Below are 18,509 nucleotides of genomic sequence, written 5' to 3' on the forward strand. Positions count from 1 at the left end.
CGCGGCCGGGCGTCTCAAGAGAGCTTGCGCTAGATCAGATGCGCTTGGCTTGGGCCACCGCATTGCCGATGTAGTTGGCCGGGGTGAGCAATTTCAACTCGGCCTTGGCGGCAGCTGGCATGTCCAGGCCGTCGATGAAAGTTTGCAGCGCGTCGGAAGTGATGCCCTTGCCGCGCGTCAACTCTTTGAGCTTTTCGTAAGGGTTTTCGATGTTGTAGCGGCGCATCACGGTCTGGATCGGCTCGGCCAATACTTCCCAGCAGGCATCCAGGTCAGCGGCGATTTTCTGCGCGTTGAGTTCCAGTTTGCTGATGCCTTTGAGGCTGGCTTCGTACGCGATCACGCTGTGGGCGAAGCCTACGCCGAGGTTGCGCAGTACGGTGGAGTCGGTCAGGTCGCGCTGCCAGCGGGAAATCGGCAACTTGCTGGCCAGGTGCTGGAACAGCGCGTTGGCGATACCGAGGTTGCCTTCGGAGTTTTCGAAGTCGATCGGGTTGACCTTGTGCGGCATGGTCGACGAACCGATTTCACCGGCAATGGTGCGCTGCTTGAAGTAGCCCAGGGAGATGTAGCCCCAGATATCACGATCGAAGTCGATCAGGATGGTGTTGAAGCGCGCAATGGCGTCGAACAGCTCGGCGATGTAGTCGTGCGGTTCGATCTGAGTGGTGTACGGGTTGAAACCCAGGCCCAGCTCGTCTTCGATGAAGGCGCGGGCGTTTTCTTCCCAGTCGATTTCAGGGTAGGCCGACAGGTGCGCGTTGTAGTTGCCTACGGCACCGTTGATCTTGCCCAGCAGTGGCACGGCAGCGACTTGAGCGATTTGGCGTTCCAGGCGGTACACCACGTTGGCCAGTTCTTTGCCCAGCGTGGTCGGCGAAGCTGGCTGGCCGTGGGTGCGCGACAGCATCGGCACGTCGGCGAAACGGATGGCCAGTTCGCGGATGGCGTTAGCAGTCTGGCGCATCAGCGGCAGCATCACGTCATCACGGCCTTCGCGCAGCATCAGGGCGTGGGACAGGTTGTTGATGTCCTCGCTGGTGCAGGCAAAGTGGATGAATTCGCTGACCTGGGCCAGTTCCGGCAGCTTGGCTGCTTGCTCTTTGAGCAGGTACTCAATGGCTTTAACGTCGTGGTTGGTGGTGCGCTCGATCTCTTTCACACGCTCGGCGTGCTCCAGAGAGAAGTTTTCCGCCAGGGTGTTCAACACAGCGTTGGCTTCGGCGGAAAACGCCGGCACTTCGCTGATGGCAGAGTGAGCGGCCAGGCGCTGGAGCCAGCGCACTTCAACCAGAACACGAGCACGGATCAAGCCGTACTCGCTGAAAATAGGGCGCAGGGCCTGGGTTTTGCCGGCGTAGCGGCCGTCAACAGGGGAAACCGCAGTGAGCGAAGAGAGCTGCATGGGGTGTTCTCGGACAGTCGGGCAACGAAATGGGGCGCGTATCATACATGAAAAAATCCGCCGGTCCGTTGCCAACTGACCGGCGTATTACGCGTGAGGCGATAAAAAACAGGTTGCTGCGACTTATTCGTTGCGCATCAACGGGTAAAGCTCTTTAAGCAATTTGCGTCGGCTGATCACCAACTGCCAGCGATGACCGCCCAACTGTCGCCACAACCGCGCCGAGCGAATACCGGCCAGGAGCAGGGCGCGGATTTTCGAGGCGTTGTTCGGTTGTTGCAGGTTGCGCATGTCGCCGTGCACTTGGATGCGCTGGCGCAAGGTGCTTAAGGTGTCCTGGTACAGCGCACCGCAGGCGGCGACCACGTTTTCGTGGGCCGGGCCGAAGTGCTCAACTTGGGATTGGATCTGCGGCAGGCGTTTGCCGATGGTTTCCAGCAGATCGTCACGCTTGGCCAACTGGCGCTCGAGGCCGAGCATCGACAGCGCATAGCGCAAAGGCTCGCGCTGCAGAGTGCTGGGGTCGCGCTCCAGGGCGCCGATCAGCGCGCGATAGCCTTCACGCAGCGCCAGATCGTCACCGCCGTAGACTTCGAGGGTGTCCTTGGGGTCGCGAATCAGCAAGCTGCCGAGCATGCAGGTCAGGCCCGCCTCGGTGACCTGGCCGGTCTTGGCGATTTTGTCCACCAGCACCGCGGCTAGGAAAACCCCGCCCAGTGCGGTCAATTGCTCCTGGGTCGGGCTCATGCCGGGTTGCTCCAGGGCTCGGCGACTTCAATCACGCCACCGCCCAGGCAAATTTCGCCGTCATAGAACACCACCGATTGGCCAGGCGTGACCGCGCGTTGCGGGTCATCAAAGGTGGCGCGATAGCCGTTGGCGGTTTTTTCCAGGGTGCAGGGCTGGTCGCTCTGGCGATAGCGTACTTTGGCGGTCAGGCGGCGCGGGGCACTCAGGTCGATCGGGTTGACCCAATAGATCTCTGAAGCCAGCAGGGCGCCGGAGAACAGCAGCGGGTGCTCGTTGCCCTGGCCGACGATCAGCACGTTGTTCTCAAGATCCTTAACCAGCACGTACCACGGCTCTTCACCGGCATCTTTCAAGCCGCCGATGCCCAGGCCCTGGCGCTGGCCAATGGTGTGGTACATCAGGCCGTGGTGGCGGCCGATGACGTCGCCTTCGGTGGTCTTGATTTCGCCCGGCTGCGCCGGCAGGTATTGCTTGAGGAAGTCGCTGAAGCGGCGCTCGCCGATAAAGCAGATTCCGGTGGAGTCCTTTTTCTTGGCGGTGGCCAGGCCGTGTTTCTCAGCGATCTTGCGTACTTCGGGCTTTTCCAGCTCGCCCACGGGGAACAGGGTCTTGGCGATCTGTTCACCGCCGACGGCGTGCAGGAAGTAGCTCTGGTCCTTGTTCGGGTCCAGGCCTTTGAGCAGCTCTGTGCGGCCATCAACGTCGCGACGGCGCACATAGTGACCGGTGGCGATGAGGTCGGCGCCAAGGATCATGGCGTAGTCGAGGAACGCTTTGAACTTGATTTCGCGGTTACACAGGATGTCCGGGTTCGGCGTGCGGCCGGCCTTGTATTCGGCCAGGAAGTGCTCGAACACATTGTCCCAGTACTCGGCGGCGAAGTTGGCAGTGTGCAGCTTGATGCCGATCTTGTCGCACACGGCCTGGGCGTCCGCCAGGTCGTCCATGGCCGTGCAATATTCCGTTCCATCGTCTTCTTCCCAGTTCTTCATGAACAGGCCTTCCACCTCATAACCCTGCTCCATGAGCAGAACGGCGGAAACGGAAGAATCCACGCCGCCGGACATGCCGACGATGACGCGCTTCTTTTGTGTGTCAGAAGGGGCTGGATCACGCATAGGGTTTCAACGGGTGTCTTGAAAAAGGACGCGATTCTATCAGGCCCAAGCCCTCAAGGCTAAAGAGAAGGGCGGATCAATTCGAGACTGTGGCGCTGGCCGGCCAAATAATCATCGATACAGCGGATGATCAGTTCGCTGCGCCAGTCGTCGCGCACGGCCATCAGCTCGTCACGGGTCAGCCAGCGGGCGCGGATGATACCGTCGTCCAGTTGATACTCCGGGTGGTGTTTGAGGGCTTTGGCGATGAAGCACACGCGCTGATAGGTCACGCCATTGCTGGGCGCGGTGTACAGGTAGATCCCGACGATGCCGGTGGCTTCGACGTCCCAGCCGGTTTCTTCGAGGGTTTCGCGCACGGCGGCTTCGGTCAGGGTCTCATTCGGGTCCAGGTGGCCGGCGGGCTGGTTGAGCACGGCGCGCCCGCCCTTGAGTTCTTCGACCATCAGGAAGCGGCCGTTGTCTTCGACGAGGGTGGCGACGGTGATGTGGGGTTGCCAGGTCATTCAAAACCTCGATTCATGATGCGGTGCGGTCTTTGGGCGGGGTTGCAGTCAGTGTGGGAGCGGGCTTGCTCGCGAATGCGATGGGTCAGATATGCATCGGGCGACTGGCACAGCGCATTCGCGAGCAAGCCCGCTCCCACATGTTGATCTGGTGTGTTCTGCAAACCGCAGTGTGCTGAAACAGAAACCCCGGCGCGGGGCCGGGGCTTCTTTGCATCCTTACAACCTTACTTCAACTTGGCAATTGCCGCGTTGAGGGTGTTGCTTGGGCGCATGGCTTTGCTGGTCAGCTCCGGGTTCGGCGCGTAGTAGCCACCAATGTCCACTGGCTTGCCTTGTACGGCGTTCAGCTCGGCAACGATAGTCGCCTCGTTGTCGCTCAGGGTTTTAGCCAGCTCGCCGAACTGCGCTTGCAGTGCAGTGTCTTCGGTCTGGGCGGCCAGGGCTTGAGCCCAGTACAGCGCCAGGTAGAAGTGGCTGCCGCGGTTGTCGATGTTGCCGACTTTGCGCGATGGCGACTTGTTGTTGTCGAGGAACTGGCCGGTGGCCTGGTCCAGGGTCTTGGACAGTACCAAGGCTTTCGGGTTGTTGTACGTCACACCCAAATGCTCAAGGGAAGCCGCCAGGGCCAGGAACTCGCCCAGGGAATCCCAGCGCAGGAAGTTCTCTTCCACCAGTTGTTGCACGTGCTTTGGCGCCGAACCGCCGGCGCCGGTTTCGAACAGGCCACCGCCGTTCATCAGCGGTACGATCGACAGCATCTTGGCGCTGGTGCCCAGTTCCATGATCGGGAACAGGTCGGTCAGGTAGTCGCGCAGTACGTTACCGGTCACCGAGATGGTGTCCTGGCCCTTGCGGGTGCGCTCCAGGGTGAACTTCATCGCGTCGACCGGCGACATGATGCGGATGTCCAGGCCTTCGGTGTTGTGGTCTTTCAGGTAGGCCTGAACTTTCTCAACCACGACGCCGTCGTGAGCGCGCTGTGGGTCCAGCCAGAAAATGGCCGGTGTGTTGCTGGCGCGGGCACGGTTGACGGCCAGCTTGACCCAGTCCTGGATCGGCGCGTCTTGGGTCTGGCACATGCGGAAGATGTCGCCGGCTTCAACAGTCTGTTCCATCAGCAGGTTGCCCTTGCTGTCGGTGACGCGCACTACGCCGTCAGCCTTGACCTGGAAGGTCTTGTCGTGAGAACCGTACTCTTCGGCTTTTTTCGCCATCAAGCCAACGTTTGGCACGCTGCCCATGGTGGTTGGGTCGAAGGCGCCGTTGGCTTTGCACTCTTCGATTACCGCCTGGTAGATGGTGGCGTAGCAGCGATCCGGGATCACCGCCTTGGTGTCGTGCAACTGGCCGTCGGTGCCCCACATTTTGCCGGAGTCACGGATCATGGCTGGCATCGAGGCATCGACGATGACGTCGCTCGGCACGTGCAGGTTGGTGATGCCTTTGTCGGAGTTGACCATCGCCAGGGAAGGGCGAGCGGCGTAGACCGCCTGAATGTCAGCTTCGATCTGCGCTTGCTGATCGGCAGGCAGGGCCTTGATGCGAGCGTACAGGTCGCCGATGCCGTTGTTCAGGTTGAAGCCGATCTGCTCCAGCACGGCAGCGTGCTTGGCCAGGGCGTCTTTATAGAACTCGGCAACGATCTGGCCGAACATGATCGGGTCGGAGACCTTCATCATGGTGGCTTTCAGGTGAACCGACAGCAGCACGCCTTGTTTCTTGGCGTCTTCGATCTCAGCGGCGATGAAGCTGCGCAGGGCTTTTTTGCTCAGTACGGCGGTGTCGATGATCTCGCCGGCCTGTAACGAGGTCTTTTCTTTCAGGACAGTGGCGGTGCCGTCTTTGGCAACCAGCTCGATCTTCACCGCGTCAGCGGCTTCGATCTGTACGGCTTTTTCGCTGCCGTAGAAGTCGCCGTTGCTCATGTGAGCGACGTGCGACTTGGAGTCCGCAGCCCAAGCGCCCATTTTGTGCGGGTGTTTGCGGGCGTAGTTCTTGACCGACAGCGGTGCGCGGCGGTCGGAGTTGCCTTCGCGCAGGACCGGGTTCACGGCGCTGCCCTTGACCTTGTCGTAACGTGCACGGGTTTCTTTTTCCGCGTCGGTGGTTACGGTTTCCGGGTAGTCCGGAAGGGCGTAGCCCTGGGCCTGCAGTTCCTTGATTGCAGCTTGCAGCTGAGGGGTCGAGGCGCTGATGTTAGGCAGCTTGATGATGTTGGCTTCAGGTGTAACGGCCAGGTCGCCCAGTTCGGCGAGGTGGTCCGCGATAGCCTTGGTACCCAGTTGCTCGGGGAAGCTTGCGAGGATGCGCGCGGCGAGGGAGATGTCGCGGGTTTCCACAGCAATATCAGCGGAAGCGGTGAAGGCCTCTACGATAGGCAGCAGTGAATAGGTGGCGAGGGCTGGGGCTTCGTCGGTGAAGGTGTAGATGATCTTCGAGCGGGTGGGCATATTCGGATTAACTCTCTTCTTTGCTGAAAGCGTGCGCAGAAACTCGAGATGCGCCGGGTGGAGCGCGTTCGTTCAAAGTCATCCATGAGCGAAATGTCGAGGTTTCTTCGCGGTGATGTTGGGTTGCATCAGTCGAGCGTCAAGCGGGTGGACTATGGTAATAGTCCTGCTTTCTGGCTGAAGGCTACTGTCTAGAGCGGTCAGCGGTCGTGACTCTTGGGTCAGCGGCGGCATTATACATAGGTCGCTATGCTTACGCCGAGCCTTCATACAAAAGGTGGGTCGTCCATTGGTCTAAAGGTCGCAGGGGGCGAACTGCGACCAAAGTCGCACGATGTGCTCAAGATTGGCGATTTTGCCTTTGCTTTCAGGCTTGTAGGCGACTAAATATGCTGTTTTCGATGCAAATGAGCCAGGCGCGAGGTTTCGGTCGCCATTTATCTGGAGTAGGCTCGAACGCAGCCAGATGTTTAATCCATAGATGGAGTTCAGCATGGGATACAAGAAGATTCAGGTTCCGGCAGTCGGCGACAAAATCACCGTCAATGCAGACCATTCTCTCAATGTTCCTGACCAACCGATCATCCCCTATATAGAAGGCGACGGTATTGGCGTCGACATCAGCCCGGTGATGATCAAGGTGGTGGACGCAGCTGTTGAAAAGGCTTACGGCGGCAAGCGCAAAATCTCGTGGATGGAGGTTTATGCCGGCGAGAAGGCAACTCAGGTTTACGACCAGGATACCTGGCTGCCCCAGGAAACCCTGGATGCGGTCAAGGATTACGTGGTTTCCATCAAAGGTCCGCTGACCACGCCGGTTGGCGGCGGCATTCGTTCGTTGAACGTGGCCCTGCGGCAACAGCTCGACCTGTATGTGTGTCTGCGCCCGGTGCGTTGGTTCGAAGGCGTGCCTAGCCCGGTCAAAAAGCCTGGCGATGTGGATATGACCATCTTTCGTGAGAACTCGGAGGATATTTACGCCGGTATCGAGTGGAAGGCCGGTTCGCCGGAAGCGATCAAGGTGATCAAGTTCCTGAAAGAAGAGATGGGTGTCACCAAGATTCGCTTCGATCAGGACTGCGGGATTGGTATCAAGCCAGTGTCCCTGGAAGGTACCAAGCGTCTGGTACGCAAAGCCCTGCAGTATGTCGTGGATAATGACCGCGACTCGCTGACGATCGTGCACAAAGGCAACATCATGAAGTTCACCGAAGGCGCCTTCAAGGAATGGGCCTACGAAGTGGCGGCTGAAGAGTTCGGTGCGACACTGCTTGATGGCGGCCCGTGGATGCAGTTCAAAAATCCCAAAAGCGGCAAGAATGTTGTGGTCAAGGATGCCATTGCCGATGCAATGCTCCAGCAGATCCTGTTGCGTCCGGCCGAATACGATGTAATCGCGACCCTCAACCTGAACGGCGACTACCTCTCCGATGCCTTGGCGGCGGAAGTGGGCGGTATCGGTATTGCGCCGGGAGCCAACCTGTCGGATACCGTGGCGATGTTCGAAGCCACCCACGGCACTGCGCCAAAATACGCAGGCAAAGACCAGGTCAACCCTGGTTCATTGATTCTGTCGGCGGAAATGATGCTACGGCACATGGGGTGGACGGAGGCGGCTGACCTGATCATCAAGGGCACCAATGGTGCTATTTCGGCCAAGACCGTGACCTATGACTTCGAGCGCTTGATGGAAGGCGCCAAGCTGGTGTCGTCATCGGGCTTTGGTGATGCGCTGATCTCGCACATGTAAACAGTGGGAAAGAAAAAACCGGCCGTCTCTAGTGTTTTGAGGTGGCCGGTTTTTTATTGCAATCTGCGGGCTCAGTGGCGGATCAGGCCATTACTGTCTTTTCTTTGTGAGCCGCTGGGATTGCAGGGTTTTCGTGTGCTTCGGTTTTTATTGCCTCGATATTCACTGCGTGCAGTCCTTTCGGTCCCTGAATGGTTACAAAGCTCACCGCTTGACCTGCTTTCAGTGTTTTGTAGCCGTCCATGCTAATTGCCGAGTAATGCGCAAAAAGATCTACTTCGGGTTTTCCTTCCGCGTTAATGAACCCGAACCCTTTGGCATTATTGAACCATTTGACCTTGCCATTGATCTTGTCGCCAGACATACCATATCCCTCTGCACCAGACTCCATCACTGGAGTATCATCCAGTTTATCCGTCCTAACCCGAATAAATAAGGTTGACTGCGCGGACCTTTTTTACCCACTGTGGGCTCTATTGGTTGTAACACCGATTTGCTGATAGTCAAGGTGACCGTGTAGTCAGAGTTGAAATTCCGGCAGGTCGCCCCCACCACTGTATTTGAACCACTGACGAACCTTTCTTTCCATGCATGCAAACAGCCAGATTCGACTAACATTCAATCAGGATCGCCCGGATCAGGAACATGATGACGACGGTTCTGCAGGCATTGCTGTTCAGGAGGCGAAGCCTGCCTTACAGGCACCGCCGATGTACAAGGTGGTTTTGTTCAATGATGACTACACACCGATGGATTTCGTGGTCGAAGTACTCGAGGTGTTTTTTAACCTGAACCGCGAGTTGGCGACCAAGGTAATGCTGGCCGTTCACACAGAAGGACGGGCAGTATGTGGAGTGTTTACCCGTGACATCGCCGAGACAAAGGCCATGCAGGTCAACCAGTACGCCAGGGAAAGCCAGCATCCGCTACTCTGTGAAATCGAGAAGGACGGTTAACGCCGACCACTTGGGTATGAGGTGAAGCTATGTTAAACCGCGAGCTCGAAGTCACCCTCAATCTTGCCTTCAAGGAGGCTCGTTCGAAGCGTCATGAATTCATGACCGTCGAACACCTGCTGCTGGCACTTTTGGATAACGAAGCTGCCGCCACCGTTCTACGAGCGTGCGGCGCCAACCTCGACAAACTCAAGCATGACCTGCAGGAGTTTATCGACTCCACCACGCCATTGATCCCTGTGCATGACGAGGACCGTGAGACCCAGCCGACGCTGGGCTTTCAGCGGGTATTGCAGCGTGCTGTGTTCCACGTACAGAGCTCCGGTAAGCGTGAGGTCACGGGTGCTAACGTGCTTGTGGCAATTTTCAGCGAACAGGAAAGTCAGGCAGTGTTCCTGCTTAAGCAGCAGAGCGTTGCCCGCATTGATGTCGTCAACTACATCGCCCACGGTATCTCCAAGGTGCCGGGGCACGGCGATCATTCCGAGGGTGAGCAGGATATGCAGGACGACGAGGGCGGTGAGTCTTCTTCTTCGGGCAACCCACTGGATGCCTATGCCAGCAACCTTAATGAACTTGCGCGCCAGGGGCGGATTGATCCGCTGGTGGGGCGTGAGCTTGAGGTGGAGCGCGTAGCGCAGATCCTCGCGCGCCGTCGTAAGAACAATCCGTTGCTGGTGGGTGAGGCAGGCGTGGGCAAGACCGCGATTGCCGAAGGCCTGGCCAAGCGCATTGTCGATAACCAAGTGCCTGACCTGCTGGCCAATAGCGTCGTCTACTCCCTTGACTTGGGCGCATTGCTCGCCGGGACCAAGTACCGTGGCGATTTTGAGAAGCGCTTCAAGGCGCTGCTCGGTGAGTTGAAAAAACGCCCGCAGGCGATCCTGTTTATCGATGAGATTCACACCATCATTGGTGCGGGTGCGGCTTCTGGTGGGGTGATGGACGCCTCCAACCTGCTCAAGCCATTGCTGTCGTCGGGTGATATCCGCTGCATCGGTTCGACTACGTTCCAGGAGTTCCGCGGGATTTTCGAGAAAGACCGCGCCTTGGCGCGCCGCTTCCAGAAAGTCGACGTGTCCGAGCCTTCGGTAGAAGACACCATCGGCATTCTGCGCGGGCTCAAAGGGCGTTTCGAAGCGCACCACGGCATCGAGTACACCGATGAAGCGTTGCGTGCCGCTGCTGAGCTGGCATCGCGCTACATTAATGATCGGCACATGCCCGACAAGGCTATTGACGTGATCGATGAGGCCGGCGCCTATCAGCGCCTGCAGCCGGTCGAGAAGCGTGTGAAGCGCATCGACGTGCCTCAAGTCGAGGACATCGTGGCGAAGATCGCGCGGATTCCGCCAAAACACGTCAACAGTTCCGACAAGGAATTGCTGCGTAATCTGGAGCGCGATCTGAAGCTGACGGTTTTCGGTCAGGATGCGGCTATCGACGCTCTGTCAACGGCGATCAAGTTGTCGCGTGCGGGCCTCAAATCGCCGGACAAACCGGTCGGCTCGTTCCTGTTCGCAGGCCCGACCGGCGTCGGCAAGACCGAAGCGGCGCGCCAGTTGGCCAAGGCCATGGGTATCGAGCTGGTACGCTTCGACATGTCCGAATACATGGAGCGCCATACTGTGTCGCGCCTGATCGGTGCGCCTCCGGGCTATGTCGGGTTTGATCAGGGAGGGCTGTTGACCGAGGCGATCACCAAGCAGCCGCACTGCGTATTGCTGCTCGATGAAATCGAGAAGGCCCACCCGGAAGTCTTCAACCTGCTGCTGCAGGTCATGGACCACGGGACCCTGACCGACAACAACGGGCGCAAGGCGGACTTTCGCAATGTGATCGTGATCATGACCACCAATGCTGGCGCTGAAACGGCCGCGCGGGCTTCGATCGGCTTTGCGCATCAGGATCACTCTTCCGATGCGATGGAAGTGATCAAGAAAAGCTTCACGCCGGAGTTCCGCAACCGTTTGGACACCATTATCCAGTTTGGTCGCCTCAGTCATGAGGTCATCAAAAGTGTGGTGGACAAGTTCCTCACCGAGCTTCAAGCGCAGTTGGAAGACAAGCGCGTGCAGTTGGATGTGACGGACGCGGCGCGCGATTGGCTGGCCGCAGGCGGCTACGACGCGGCGATGGGCGCTCGCCCAATGGCGCGTCTGATCCAGGACAAGATCAAGCGGCCGCTGGCCGAAGAGATCCTGTTCGGCGAGCTCTCCGATCATGGTGGCGTGGTGCATATCGACCTGAAGGACGGCGAGCTGACCTTCGAGTTCGAAACCACGGCCGAAATGGCCTGATAGCGAGCTGCAACAAAGCAAAAGGCGCCGAAAGGCGCCTTTTTGCTATCTCCTGAGCACTGAAGATCAAGCGTGGGGGAGGGGCAGCCGCTATTGGCGCAAGCGCCCTGCCTCAGGGTTTGTAGTGTCAGGCAAACAGCGCGCACACAAAAACGCCCGGCAGAACCGGGCGTTTTGTATTGACTTGATTAGCGGGCGCGGTAAGTGATGCGCCCTTTGCTCAGGTCATAGGGCGTCAGCTCGACGCGCACTTTGTCACCGGTAAGAATACGAATGTAGTTCTTGCGCATCTTGCCGGAGATATGCGCGGTTACGACGTGCCCATTTTCCAACTCCACACGAAACATGGTGTTGGGCAGGGTGTCGACGACAGTGCCTTCCATTTCGAAGCTGTCTTCTTTCGACATGCAGTAAAGCCCTCGGTATCCAGTGAATGGCCCGGTGCAACTGCGCCAGGCAAAAGCGGCGTGCATTGTGCCCGAAAAAGGGTGTTTAAGCCAAGGGGTTCTAGTTAAGCGTTACCCATCTTTGATTAATCAGTAGCTCGATGGGCCGATATTGGGTCTTGTAGTTCATCTTTTTGCAGTTTTTGATCCAGTATCCGAGGTACACCGCTTCCAATTCCTGGCGCAGGGCTTCGCCGATTTGCCACAGGATCGCAAAGCGTCCCAGGCTGCGGCGTTCCTCGGCAGGTTCGTAGAAGGTGTACACCGCCGACAGGCCGTTGGGTAGCAAATCGGTCACGGCCACCGCCAGCAGGCGCCCGTCCAGGCGGAACTCGTAGAAGCGTGAGAAGGGCAGGTCGCGCACCAGGAAGGTCGAAAACTGATCGCGGCTGGGTGGGAACATGTCGCCGTCGGCATGCCGTTGTTCGATGTAGCGCTGGTAGAGGTCGAAATATTCTTCGCTGAAGTGCGGCTTAGTGGCAGTGATCACCAGGTCGGCGTTACGCTTGAGGATGCGTTTCTGATTGCGGTCCGGTAAAAACTGCGCAGCCGGGATGCGTGCCGGCACGCACGCATTGCAGTTCTGGCAATGGGGGCGGTAAAGGTGGTCGCCGCTACGCCGAAAACCCATCTCTGACAGGTCGGCATATACGTGCACGTCCATTGGCTGGCTGGGGTCGAGGAACAGCGTGGTGGCCTGCTCATCGGGCAGATAGCTGCAAGAGTGGGCTTGAGTGGCATAAAACTTCAAGCGTGCCAGCTCGGTCATGATCAACCCTCGGGATAAGCTTTGAAATAAGTGTAAGCCAGGTGCGAGGAAGTCGCCTAGGAAACCCACGGTCCAGAGCTGGGCTGGTCCAAATGGTTGTGCAGGAAATCCGCGAATTCACTGCGCGGTATGGCGCGGGCACCCAGGCTGTGCAGGTGATCGTTGGGCATTTGGCAGTCGATCAGTACAAACCCCCAATCCTGCAACTGTCGGGTCAGGGTGGCGAAGCCGAATTTCGACGCGTTGTCTGCACGGCTGAACATGGACTCGCCAAAGAACAGTTGGCCCATTGCCAGGCCATACAGCCCGCCGACCAGTTCGCCGTTATCCCAAACCTCTACTGAATGCGCGTAGCCGCGCTGGTGCAACGCAAGGTAGGCGCTCTGGATGCCCTCGGTGATCCAGGTGCCATCGGCGTAGCTGCGCGGTGCGGCGCACGCTTGGATGACAGCGGCGAAGTCTTGGTCGAATGTCACGGTATAGCGCTGCTGGCGCAACAGTTTGCCGAGGCTGCGCGAGACATGCAGCTCGTCGGGAAATATTACCGTGCGCGGGTCAGGTGACCACCAGAGGATGGGCTGGCCTTCGGAGAACCACGGAAAGCAGCCGTGGCGGTAGGCCTGGATCAGTCGTTCGGCCGACAGGTCGCCACCGGCGGCAAGCAGGCCATTGGGTTCGCGCATGGCTTTGGCCAGCGGCGGAAAAGTCAGGGAATCGCGTTGCAACCAGGTCAGCATGGCATCCAGGCTTACGGAAGGGGAGGGCGGTGGCAGGCAGGTCGCTTGCCGCAAGAGCATTGATTATTGTCGACACAGCGCTGTGGGGCCAGCCCGAATCGGAGATCAGCCCGGATTAGCGTGAGTGAGTGTTTCTGCAACTCTATGCTGCAAGCGCGGTCGTAATCGGGTCTGAGCCATGCCGGCTATCTGCCAAGCTTGCCTGGATTGCTAAAAACAGCTCATAAGCCTTTGTCAGCAAAGGCAATGCATGCTCAAATTGAACAGGCTGTGACACTTGAATTCGCTATGCTATGCGGTGAGGGGCAAGTGCGTGGCATCGTTGGCGCAAACCCGTACAATGCGGCCATTGTGGCGTTATCGCCATTTCACCCCTGCATTACCCAGTGTTAAAAGTAGGCTCAACGTTTTTGGTTAATTTTCAGCTGCTCGGATTGGGCAGTATTTGCAGTCATTCAACAGATGGACGCGCTAAAGGCGCAGGAAAAGACCCGTTTTGAAGAAATCCGCCGCAACACCTAAAGCAGCAGTCGTTCCGGCCTGGCGCCAGCACCTGCACTACCGACTCAAGGAAGGCGCGCTGATTGCCATTGGCGCCCTGTGCCTGTTCCTGATGATGGCCTTGCTGACCTACGGCAAAGACGATCCGGGCTGGAGCCACAACAGCAAGATCGAAGACGTGCAGAACTTCGGTGGGCCTGCCGGTTCTTACAGCGCCGATATCCTGTTTATGGTGCTGGGTTATTTTGCCTATATCTTCCCGCTGTTGCTGGCGATCAAGACCTGGCAGATTTTCCGTCAGCGCCACGAGCCGTGGCAGTGGAGCGGCTGGCTGTTCTCATGGCGCCTGATCGGTCTGGTGTTCCTGGTACTGTCCGGCGCCGCGTTGGCACATATTCACTTCCATGCACCCACCGGCCTGCCAGCGGGCGCGGGCGGTGCGCTGGGCGAAAGCCTGGGCGACCTGGCGCGCAAGACCCTGAACATCCAGGGCAGCACCTTGATGTTTATCGCCCTGTTCCTGTTTGGCCTCACGGTGTTCACCGACCTGTCGTGGTTCAAAGTGATGGACGTCACCGGCAAGATCACCCTCGACCTGCTCGAATTGTTCCAAAGTGCGGCCAACCGTTGGTGGTCGGCCCGCGTTGATCGCAAACGCATGGTTGCGCAACTGCGTGAGGTGGACACCCGCGTCAACGAGGTGGTGGCCCCGAGCACGCCGGACCGACGCGAGCAAGCCAAGGTCAAGGAACGCCTGATCGAACGCGAGCAGGCCCTGAGCAAGCACATGTCGGACCGCGAGAAGCAGGTGCCGCCAGTGATCGCCCCGGCGCCGCCCAAAGCCCCCGAGCCGAGCCATCGCGTACAGAAAGAGAAACAGGCGCCGTTGTTTGTCGACAGCGCTGTCGAAGGCACCTTGCCGCCGATCTCGATTCTCGATCCGGCCGAAAAGAAACAACTCAATTATTCCCCGGAGTCTCTGGCGGCTGTTGGTCATCTGCTGGAAATCAAGCTCAAGGAGTTCGGCGTCGAAGTCTCCGTGGATTCGATCCACCCCGGCCCGGTGATTACCCGTTACGAAATCCAGCCGGCGGCCGGCGTCAAGGTCAGCCGCATCTCCAACCTGGCGAAAGACTTGGCCCGTTCCCTGGCCGTGACCAGCGTGCGTGTTGTGGAAGTGATTCCCGGCAAGACCACCGTCGGTATCGAGATTCCCAATGAAGACCGCCAGATCGTGCGCTTCTCCGAAGTGCTGTCGACGCCGGAATACGACAACTTCAAATCACCGGTCACCTTGGCCCTGGGCCACGACATCGGTGGCAAGCCGGTGATCACCGACCTGGCGAAAATGCCGCACTTGCTGGTGGCCGGTACCACCGGTTCCGGTAAGTCGGTGGGCGTGAACGCGATGATCCTGTCGATCCTGTTCAAGTCCGGCCCGGATGACGCCAAGCTGATCATGATTGACCCGAAGATGTTGGAACTGTCGATCTACGAAGGCATTCCGCACCTGCTCTGCCCGGTAGTGACCGACATGAAGGACGCCGCCAACGCCTTGCGTTGGAGCGTTGCCGAAATGGAGCGCCGCTACAAGCTGATGGCGAAGATGGGCGTACGTAACCTGTCGGGCTTCAACGCCAAGGTCAAGGAAGCCCAGGACGCCGGTACGCCGCTGACTGATCCGCTGTACAAGCGCGAAAGCATTCACGACGAAGCGCCGTTGCTGGTCAAGTTGCCGACCATCGTGGTGGTGGTCGACGAATTCGCCGACATGATGATGATCGTCGGCAAGAAGGTTGAAGAGCTGATTGCACGTATCGCCCAGAAGGCCCGTGCTGCCGGTATTCACTTGATCCTGGCGACCCAGCGGCCGTCGGTGGACGTGATCACGGGCCTGATCAAGGCCAACATCCCGACGCGCATGGCGTTCCAGGTGTCCAGCAAGATTGACTCGCGCACCATCATCGACCAAGGCGGCGCCGAGCAGTTGTTGGGCCACGGTGACATGCTCTACATGCCGCCGGGCACCAGCCTGCCGATTCGTGTCCATGGCGCCTTTGTGTCCGATGACGAAGTACACCGCGTGGTGGAAGCCTGGAAACTGCGCGGCGCGCCGGAATACAACGACGACATCCTCGCTGGCGTCGAAGAAGCCGGCAGCGGCTTCGACGGTGGCAGCGGCGGTGGTGACGATGACGCCGAAACCGACGCGCTGTACGACGAAGCCGTGGCGTTCGTGCTCGAAAGCCGCCGTGCCTCCATCTCTGCGGTGCAGCGCAAACTGAAAATTGGCTACAACCGCGCCGCCCGCATGATCGAAGCCATGGAGAACGCCGGTGTCGTGACCGCCATGAACACCAACGGCTCGCGCGAAGTTATCGCCCCTGGGCAGATGCGCGACTGATTCCGTGCCGCGTGGCAGCACGCGGCGCGCCCTAACGACTCAATGAGGACTCCCATGCGTCTTATCCGCATGCTGTTGTTGCCGGCCCTGGCCCTGACCGCCGTTTCAGCCCACGCTGATCCGGCCTCCGTGGCCAGCCTGACCAACCTGTTGGACAAATCCAAGACCCTGACGGCACGCTTCTCCCAACTGACCCTGGATGGTGGCGGCACCCAGTTGCAGGAAACCGCCGGTGAAATGGCCGTGCAGCGCCCAGGCCTGTTCTATTGGAAGACCGACGCACCGAACGAGCAGACCATCGTCTCCGACGGCCAGAAGGTCACCCTGTGGGACCCGGACCTGGAACAGGCGACCATTAAGAAGCTCGACCCGCGCTTGAACCAGACGCCGGCGCTGCTGCTGTCGGGCGATGTGTCGAAGATCAGCGACAGCTTTGATGTCACGTCCAAGCAAACCAGCAACGTGATTGAGTTCACCCTCAAGCCGAAATCCAAGGACACCCTGTTCGACAGCCTGCAACTGTCGTTCGGCAACGGCGTAATCAACAATATGCGCCTGATCGACAGCGTCGGTCAGCGCACCGATATTCTATTCTCCGCGGTCAAGGCCAACGGCGCTGTGGATGCATCCAAGTTCAAGTTCGTCATCCCCAAGGGTGCCGACGTGATCCAGGAATAACCTGCCGAGAGGTTTCAAGCGCTGCCCATGGATTTGTTTCGAAGTGACCCGATTGCTCAACCCTTGGCCGCGCGTTTGCGCTCGACCAACTTGGATGAGTATGTCGGGCAAGAACACCTGCTCGCTCGCGGCAAACCTTTGCGCGAAGCTCTGGAGCAGGGGGCGCTGCACTCGATGATTTTCTGGGGGCCGCCGGGGGTGGGTAAAACCACCCTGGCGCGGCTGCTGGCGAAAGTCTCGGATGCGCACTTCGAAACGGTGTCGGCCGTGCTGGCCGGGGTCAAGGAGATCCGCCAGGCGGTGGAAGTCGCCAAGCAGCAGGCCGGGCAATACGGCAAGCGCACCATTTTGTTCGTCGACGAAGTGCATCGCTTCAACAAGTCGCAGCAGGATGCGTTTTTGCCCTATGTCGAAGACGGCACGCTGATCTTTATCGGCGCTACCACCGAAAACCCCTCGTTTGAACTCAACAACGCTTTGCTGTCGCGTGCCCGTGTCTATGTGCTCAAGAGCCTGGACGAAGCGGCGATGCGCAAGCTGTTGCAGCGTGCGTTGAGCGAAGACAAGGGCCTGGGCAAGCGCCAGTTGAGCCTGAGCGACGAAGGCTTCAAGATTTTGCTGAGCGCCGCCGATGGCGACGGTCGGCGCTTTCTCAACCTGTTGGAGAACGCTTCCGACCTGGCCGAAGACAACAGCGAGATTGGCGTCGACCTGTTGCAAAGCCTGCTCGGCGACACTCGCCGGCGCTTCGACAAGGGCGGCGAAGCCTTCTACGACCAGATATCGGCGCTGCACAAATCCGTACGCGGCTCCAACCCCGACGGTGCGTTGTACTGGTTTGCGCGGATGATCGACGGCGGCTGCGACCCGCTGTACTTGGCGCGCCGCGTGGTGCGCATGGCCAGCGAAGACATCGGCAACGCCGACCCGCGCGCGCTGAGCCTGTGCCTCGCTGCCTGGGAAGTGCAGGAACGCCTGGGCAGCCCGGAAGGCGAGTTGGCGGTGGCCCAGGCCATTACCTATCTGGCCTGCGCACCAAAAAGCAACGCGGTGTACATGGGCTTCAAGTCGGCCCTGCGCGCCGCCGCCGAACACGGCTCGCTGGAAGTGCCGCTGCACCTGCGCAACGCCCCGACCAAGCTGATGAAGCAGTTAGGCTACGGCGACGAATACCGTTATGCCCATGACGAGCCGGACGCTTATGCCGCAGGCGAAGACTATTTCCCCGATGAGCTGGAACCGCAGCCGTTCTACCAGCCGGTGCCCCGGGGCCTGGAGCTGAAGATCGGTGAAAAGCTCAATCACCTCGCCCAACTCGATCGCCTCAGCCCCAAACAGCGGAGAAAGTAGTGTTCAAGACGATTCTTGCAGTGTCCGTCGCCGGCATCGCTGGTACATTATTGCGTTTCGCCACTGCCACCTGGGTCAGCGCCAATTGGCCGAAGCATTTTTATGCGGCGACCCTGGCGGTCAACCTGGTGGGGTGTTTGATCATCGGGCTGCTGTATGGCTGGTTCCTGTCGCGCCCGGAAGTGCCGATTGAAATTCGTACCGGCTTGATTGTCGGTTTTGTAGGCGGTCTGACGACCTTTTCATCCTTTTCACTGGATACGGTGCGCCTGCTGGAAAGCGGGCAGGCCCTTGTGGCCTTCGGGTACTTGGGCATCAGCGTATTCGGCGGGCTGCTCGCCACCTGGGCTGGCCTGTCCTTGACCAAACTTTGATAAACGAGAGAC

16 protein-coding genes are annotated in these 18,509 nt (G+C 59.1%); 7 read left to right on the forward strand and 9 right to left on the reverse strand.

Translation table 11 applies throughout. From position 1 onward, the window contains the following. Positions 1 to 34 precede the first annotated feature (34 nt). The 5 genes from purB to FW764_RS24695 all read right to left on the reverse strand — a co-directional run bounded on the left by purB (position 35) and on the right by FW764_RS24695 (position 6,232). Entirely contained in the window at positions 35 to 1,405 is a 1,371-nt protein-coding gene (purB, locus tag FW764_RS24675) for an adenylosuccinate lyase (protein WP_446436163.1), read from the reverse strand. A 123-nt stretch (positions 1,406 to 1,528) separates the two neighbouring features. After that, a complete protein-coding gene (gene hflD / locus FW764_RS24680; RefSeq protein WP_083358908.1) occupies positions 1,529 to 2,152 on the reverse strand; it encodes a high frequency lysogenization protein HflD in 624 nt (207 codons plus the stop codon). After that, a complete protein-coding gene (gene mnmA, locus FW764_RS24685; RefSeq protein WP_446436164.1) occupies positions 2,149 to 3,273 on the reverse strand; it encodes a tRNA 2-thiouridine(34) synthase MnmA in 1,125 nt (374 codons plus the stop codon). Before mnmA ends, hflD begins: the two co-directional genes overlap by 4 nt. A 59-nt stretch (positions 3,274 to 3,332) precedes the next feature. Then, positions 3,333 to 3,779 (reverse strand): NUDIX hydrolase, encoded by a 447-nt coding sequence (locus tag FW764_RS24690; protein WP_446436165.1) that lies wholly within the window; start codon positions 3,777 to 3,779, stop codon positions 3,333 to 3,335. 227 nt (positions 3,780 to 4,006) lie between these two features. After that, the gene (locus tag FW764_RS24695) at positions 4,007 to 6,232 is read right to left on the reverse strand and encodes an NADP-dependent isocitrate dehydrogenase (RefSeq protein ID WP_446436166.1); all 2,226 of its coding nucleotides are present in this window, start codon (positions 6,230 to 6,232) and stop codon (positions 4,007 to 4,009) included. A gap of 493 nt (positions 6,233 to 6,725) precedes the next feature. Here FW764_RS24695 and icd point away from each other — a divergent pair, with 493 nt between their 5' ends. Further along, positions 6,726 to 7,982, forward strand: a complete 1,257-nt coding sequence (icd, locus tag FW764_RS24700) for an NADP-dependent isocitrate dehydrogenase (protein ID WP_446436167.1) — start codon at positions 6,726 to 6,728, stop codon at positions 7,980 to 7,982. 82 nt (positions 7,983 to 8,064) lie between these two features. Here icd and FW764_RS24705 read toward each other — a convergent pair whose 3' ends face one another. Next, on the reverse strand, positions 8,065 to 8,346 hold the full coding sequence (locus FW764_RS24705) for a cold shock domain-containing protein (protein WP_446436168.1): 282 nt from the start codon (positions 8,344 to 8,346) through the stop codon (positions 8,065 to 8,067). A 223-nt stretch (positions 8,347 to 8,569) separates the two neighbouring features. On the opposite strand from FW764_RS24705, the gene clpS reads away from it, so the two are divergent. Then, entirely contained in the window at positions 8,570 to 8,938 is a 369-nt protein-coding gene (gene clpS, locus FW764_RS24710; protein ID WP_005789091.1) for an ATP-dependent Clp protease adapter ClpS, read from the forward strand. A gap of 29 nt (positions 8,939 to 8,967) precedes the next feature. Continuing rightward, entirely contained in the window at positions 8,968 to 11,238 is a 2,271-nt protein-coding gene (clpA, locus tag FW764_RS24715; RefSeq protein ID WP_446436169.1) for an ATP-dependent Clp protease ATP-binding subunit ClpA, read from the forward strand. 188 nt (positions 11,239 to 11,426) lie between these two features. On the opposite strand, the gene infA is transcribed toward clpA, so the two are convergent. From infA to aat, 3 genes are all read right to left on the reverse strand, one after another. Beyond that, complete coding sequence (infA, locus tag FW764_RS24720) at positions 11,427 to 11,645, reverse strand: translation initiation factor IF-1 (RefSeq protein ID WP_002553999.1); 219 nt, start codon at positions 11,643 to 11,645, stop codon at positions 11,427 to 11,429. Between the two features lie 100 nt (positions 11,646 to 11,745). Next, positions 11,746 to 12,453, reverse strand: coding sequence for an arginyltransferase (locus tag FW764_RS24725; protein ID WP_446436170.1), 708 nt, complete (start codon positions 12,451 to 12,453; stop codon positions 11,746 to 11,748). 56 nt (positions 12,454 to 12,509) lie between these two features. Then, positions 12,510 to 13,190: a leucyl/phenylalanyl-tRNA--protein transferase gene (gene aat / locus FW764_RS24730; protein ID WP_446436171.1), complete on the reverse strand. Its 681-nt coding sequence runs from the start codon at positions 13,188 to 13,190 to the stop codon at positions 12,510 to 12,512. Between the two features lie 496 nt (positions 13,191 to 13,686). Between aat and FW764_RS24735 the strand changes: the two genes are divergently transcribed. From FW764_RS24735 to crcB, 4 genes are read left to right on the forward strand one after another with little or no spacing between them, the layout of a single operon-like run. Then, complete coding sequence (locus tag FW764_RS24735; protein ID WP_446436172.1) at positions 13,687 to 16,095, forward strand: DNA translocase FtsK; 2,409 nt, start codon at positions 13,687 to 13,689, stop codon at positions 16,093 to 16,095. A gap of 54 nt (positions 16,096 to 16,149) precedes the next feature. Beyond that, positions 16,150 to 16,773: an outer membrane lipoprotein chaperone LolA gene (lolA, locus tag FW764_RS24740; RefSeq protein WP_083358900.1), complete on the forward strand. Its 624-nt coding sequence runs from the start codon at positions 16,150 to 16,152 to the stop codon at positions 16,771 to 16,773. A 27-nt stretch (positions 16,774 to 16,800) separates the two neighbouring features. After that, positions 16,801 to 18,123 (forward strand): replication-associated recombination protein A, encoded by a 1,323-nt coding sequence (locus tag FW764_RS24745; RefSeq protein ID WP_094950636.1) that lies wholly within the window; start codon positions 16,801 to 16,803, stop codon positions 18,121 to 18,123. Further along, a complete protein-coding gene (gene crcB / locus FW764_RS24750) occupies positions 18,123 to 18,497 on the forward strand; it encodes a fluoride efflux transporter CrcB (protein ID WP_446436173.1) in 375 nt (124 codons plus the stop codon). Before FW764_RS24745 ends, crcB begins: the two co-directional genes overlap by 1 nt. Positions 18,498 to 18,509: the final 12 nt, after the last annotated feature.

This window comes from Pseudomonas sp. 1152_12 (assembly GCF_052850675.1).

Excerpts from the sequence above, each read along its gene's own strand:
- purB (WP_446436163.1), bottom strand. The coding sequence starts at position 1,405 with ATGCAGCTCTCTTCGCTCACTGCGGTTTCCCCTGTTGACGGCCGCTAC.
- hflD (WP_083358908.1), bottom strand. The coding sequence starts at position 2,152 with ATGAGCCCGACCCAGGAGCAATTGACCGCACTGGGCGGGGTTTTCCTA.
- mnmA (WP_446436164.1), bottom strand. The coding sequence starts at position 3,273 with ATGCGTGATCCAGCCCCTTCTGACACACAAAAGAAGCGCGTCATCGTC.
- FW764_RS24690 (WP_446436165.1), bottom strand. The coding sequence starts at position 3,779 with ATGACCTGGCAACCCCACATCACCGTCGCCACCCTCGTCGAAGACAAC.
- FW764_RS24695 (WP_446436166.1), bottom strand. The coding sequence starts at position 6,232 with ATGCCCACCCGCTCGAAGATCATCTACACCTTCACCGACGAAGCCCCA.
- icd (WP_446436167.1), top strand. The coding sequence starts at position 6,726 with ATGGGATACAAGAAGATTCAGGTTCCGGCAGTCGGCGACAAAATCACC.
- FW764_RS24705 (WP_446436168.1), bottom strand. The coding sequence starts at position 8,346 with ATGTCTGGCGACAAGATCAATGGCAAGGTCAAATGGTTCAATAATGCC.
- clpS (WP_005789091.1), top strand. The coding sequence starts at position 8,570 with ATGCATGCAAACAGCCAGATTCGACTAACATTCAATCAGGATCGCCCG.
- clpA (WP_446436169.1), top strand. The coding sequence starts at position 8,968 with ATGTTAAACCGCGAGCTCGAAGTCACCCTCAATCTTGCCTTCAAGGAG.
- infA (WP_002553999.1), bottom strand. The coding sequence starts at position 11,645 with ATGTCGAAAGAAGACAGCTTCGAAATGGAAGGCACTGTCGTCGACACC.
- FW764_RS24725 (WP_446436170.1), bottom strand. The coding sequence starts at position 12,453 with ATGACCGAGCTGGCACGCTTGAAGTTTTATGCCACTCAAGCCCACTCT.
- aat (WP_446436171.1), bottom strand. The coding sequence starts at position 13,190 with ATGCTGACCTGGTTGCAACGCGATTCCCTGACTTTTCCGCCGCTGGCC.
- lolA (WP_083358900.1), top strand. The coding sequence starts at position 16,150 with ATGCGTCTTATCCGCATGCTGTTGTTGCCGGCCCTGGCCCTGACCGCC.
- FW764_RS24745 (WP_094950636.1), top strand. The coding sequence starts at position 16,801 with ATGGATTTGTTTCGAAGTGACCCGATTGCTCAACCCTTGGCCGCGCGT.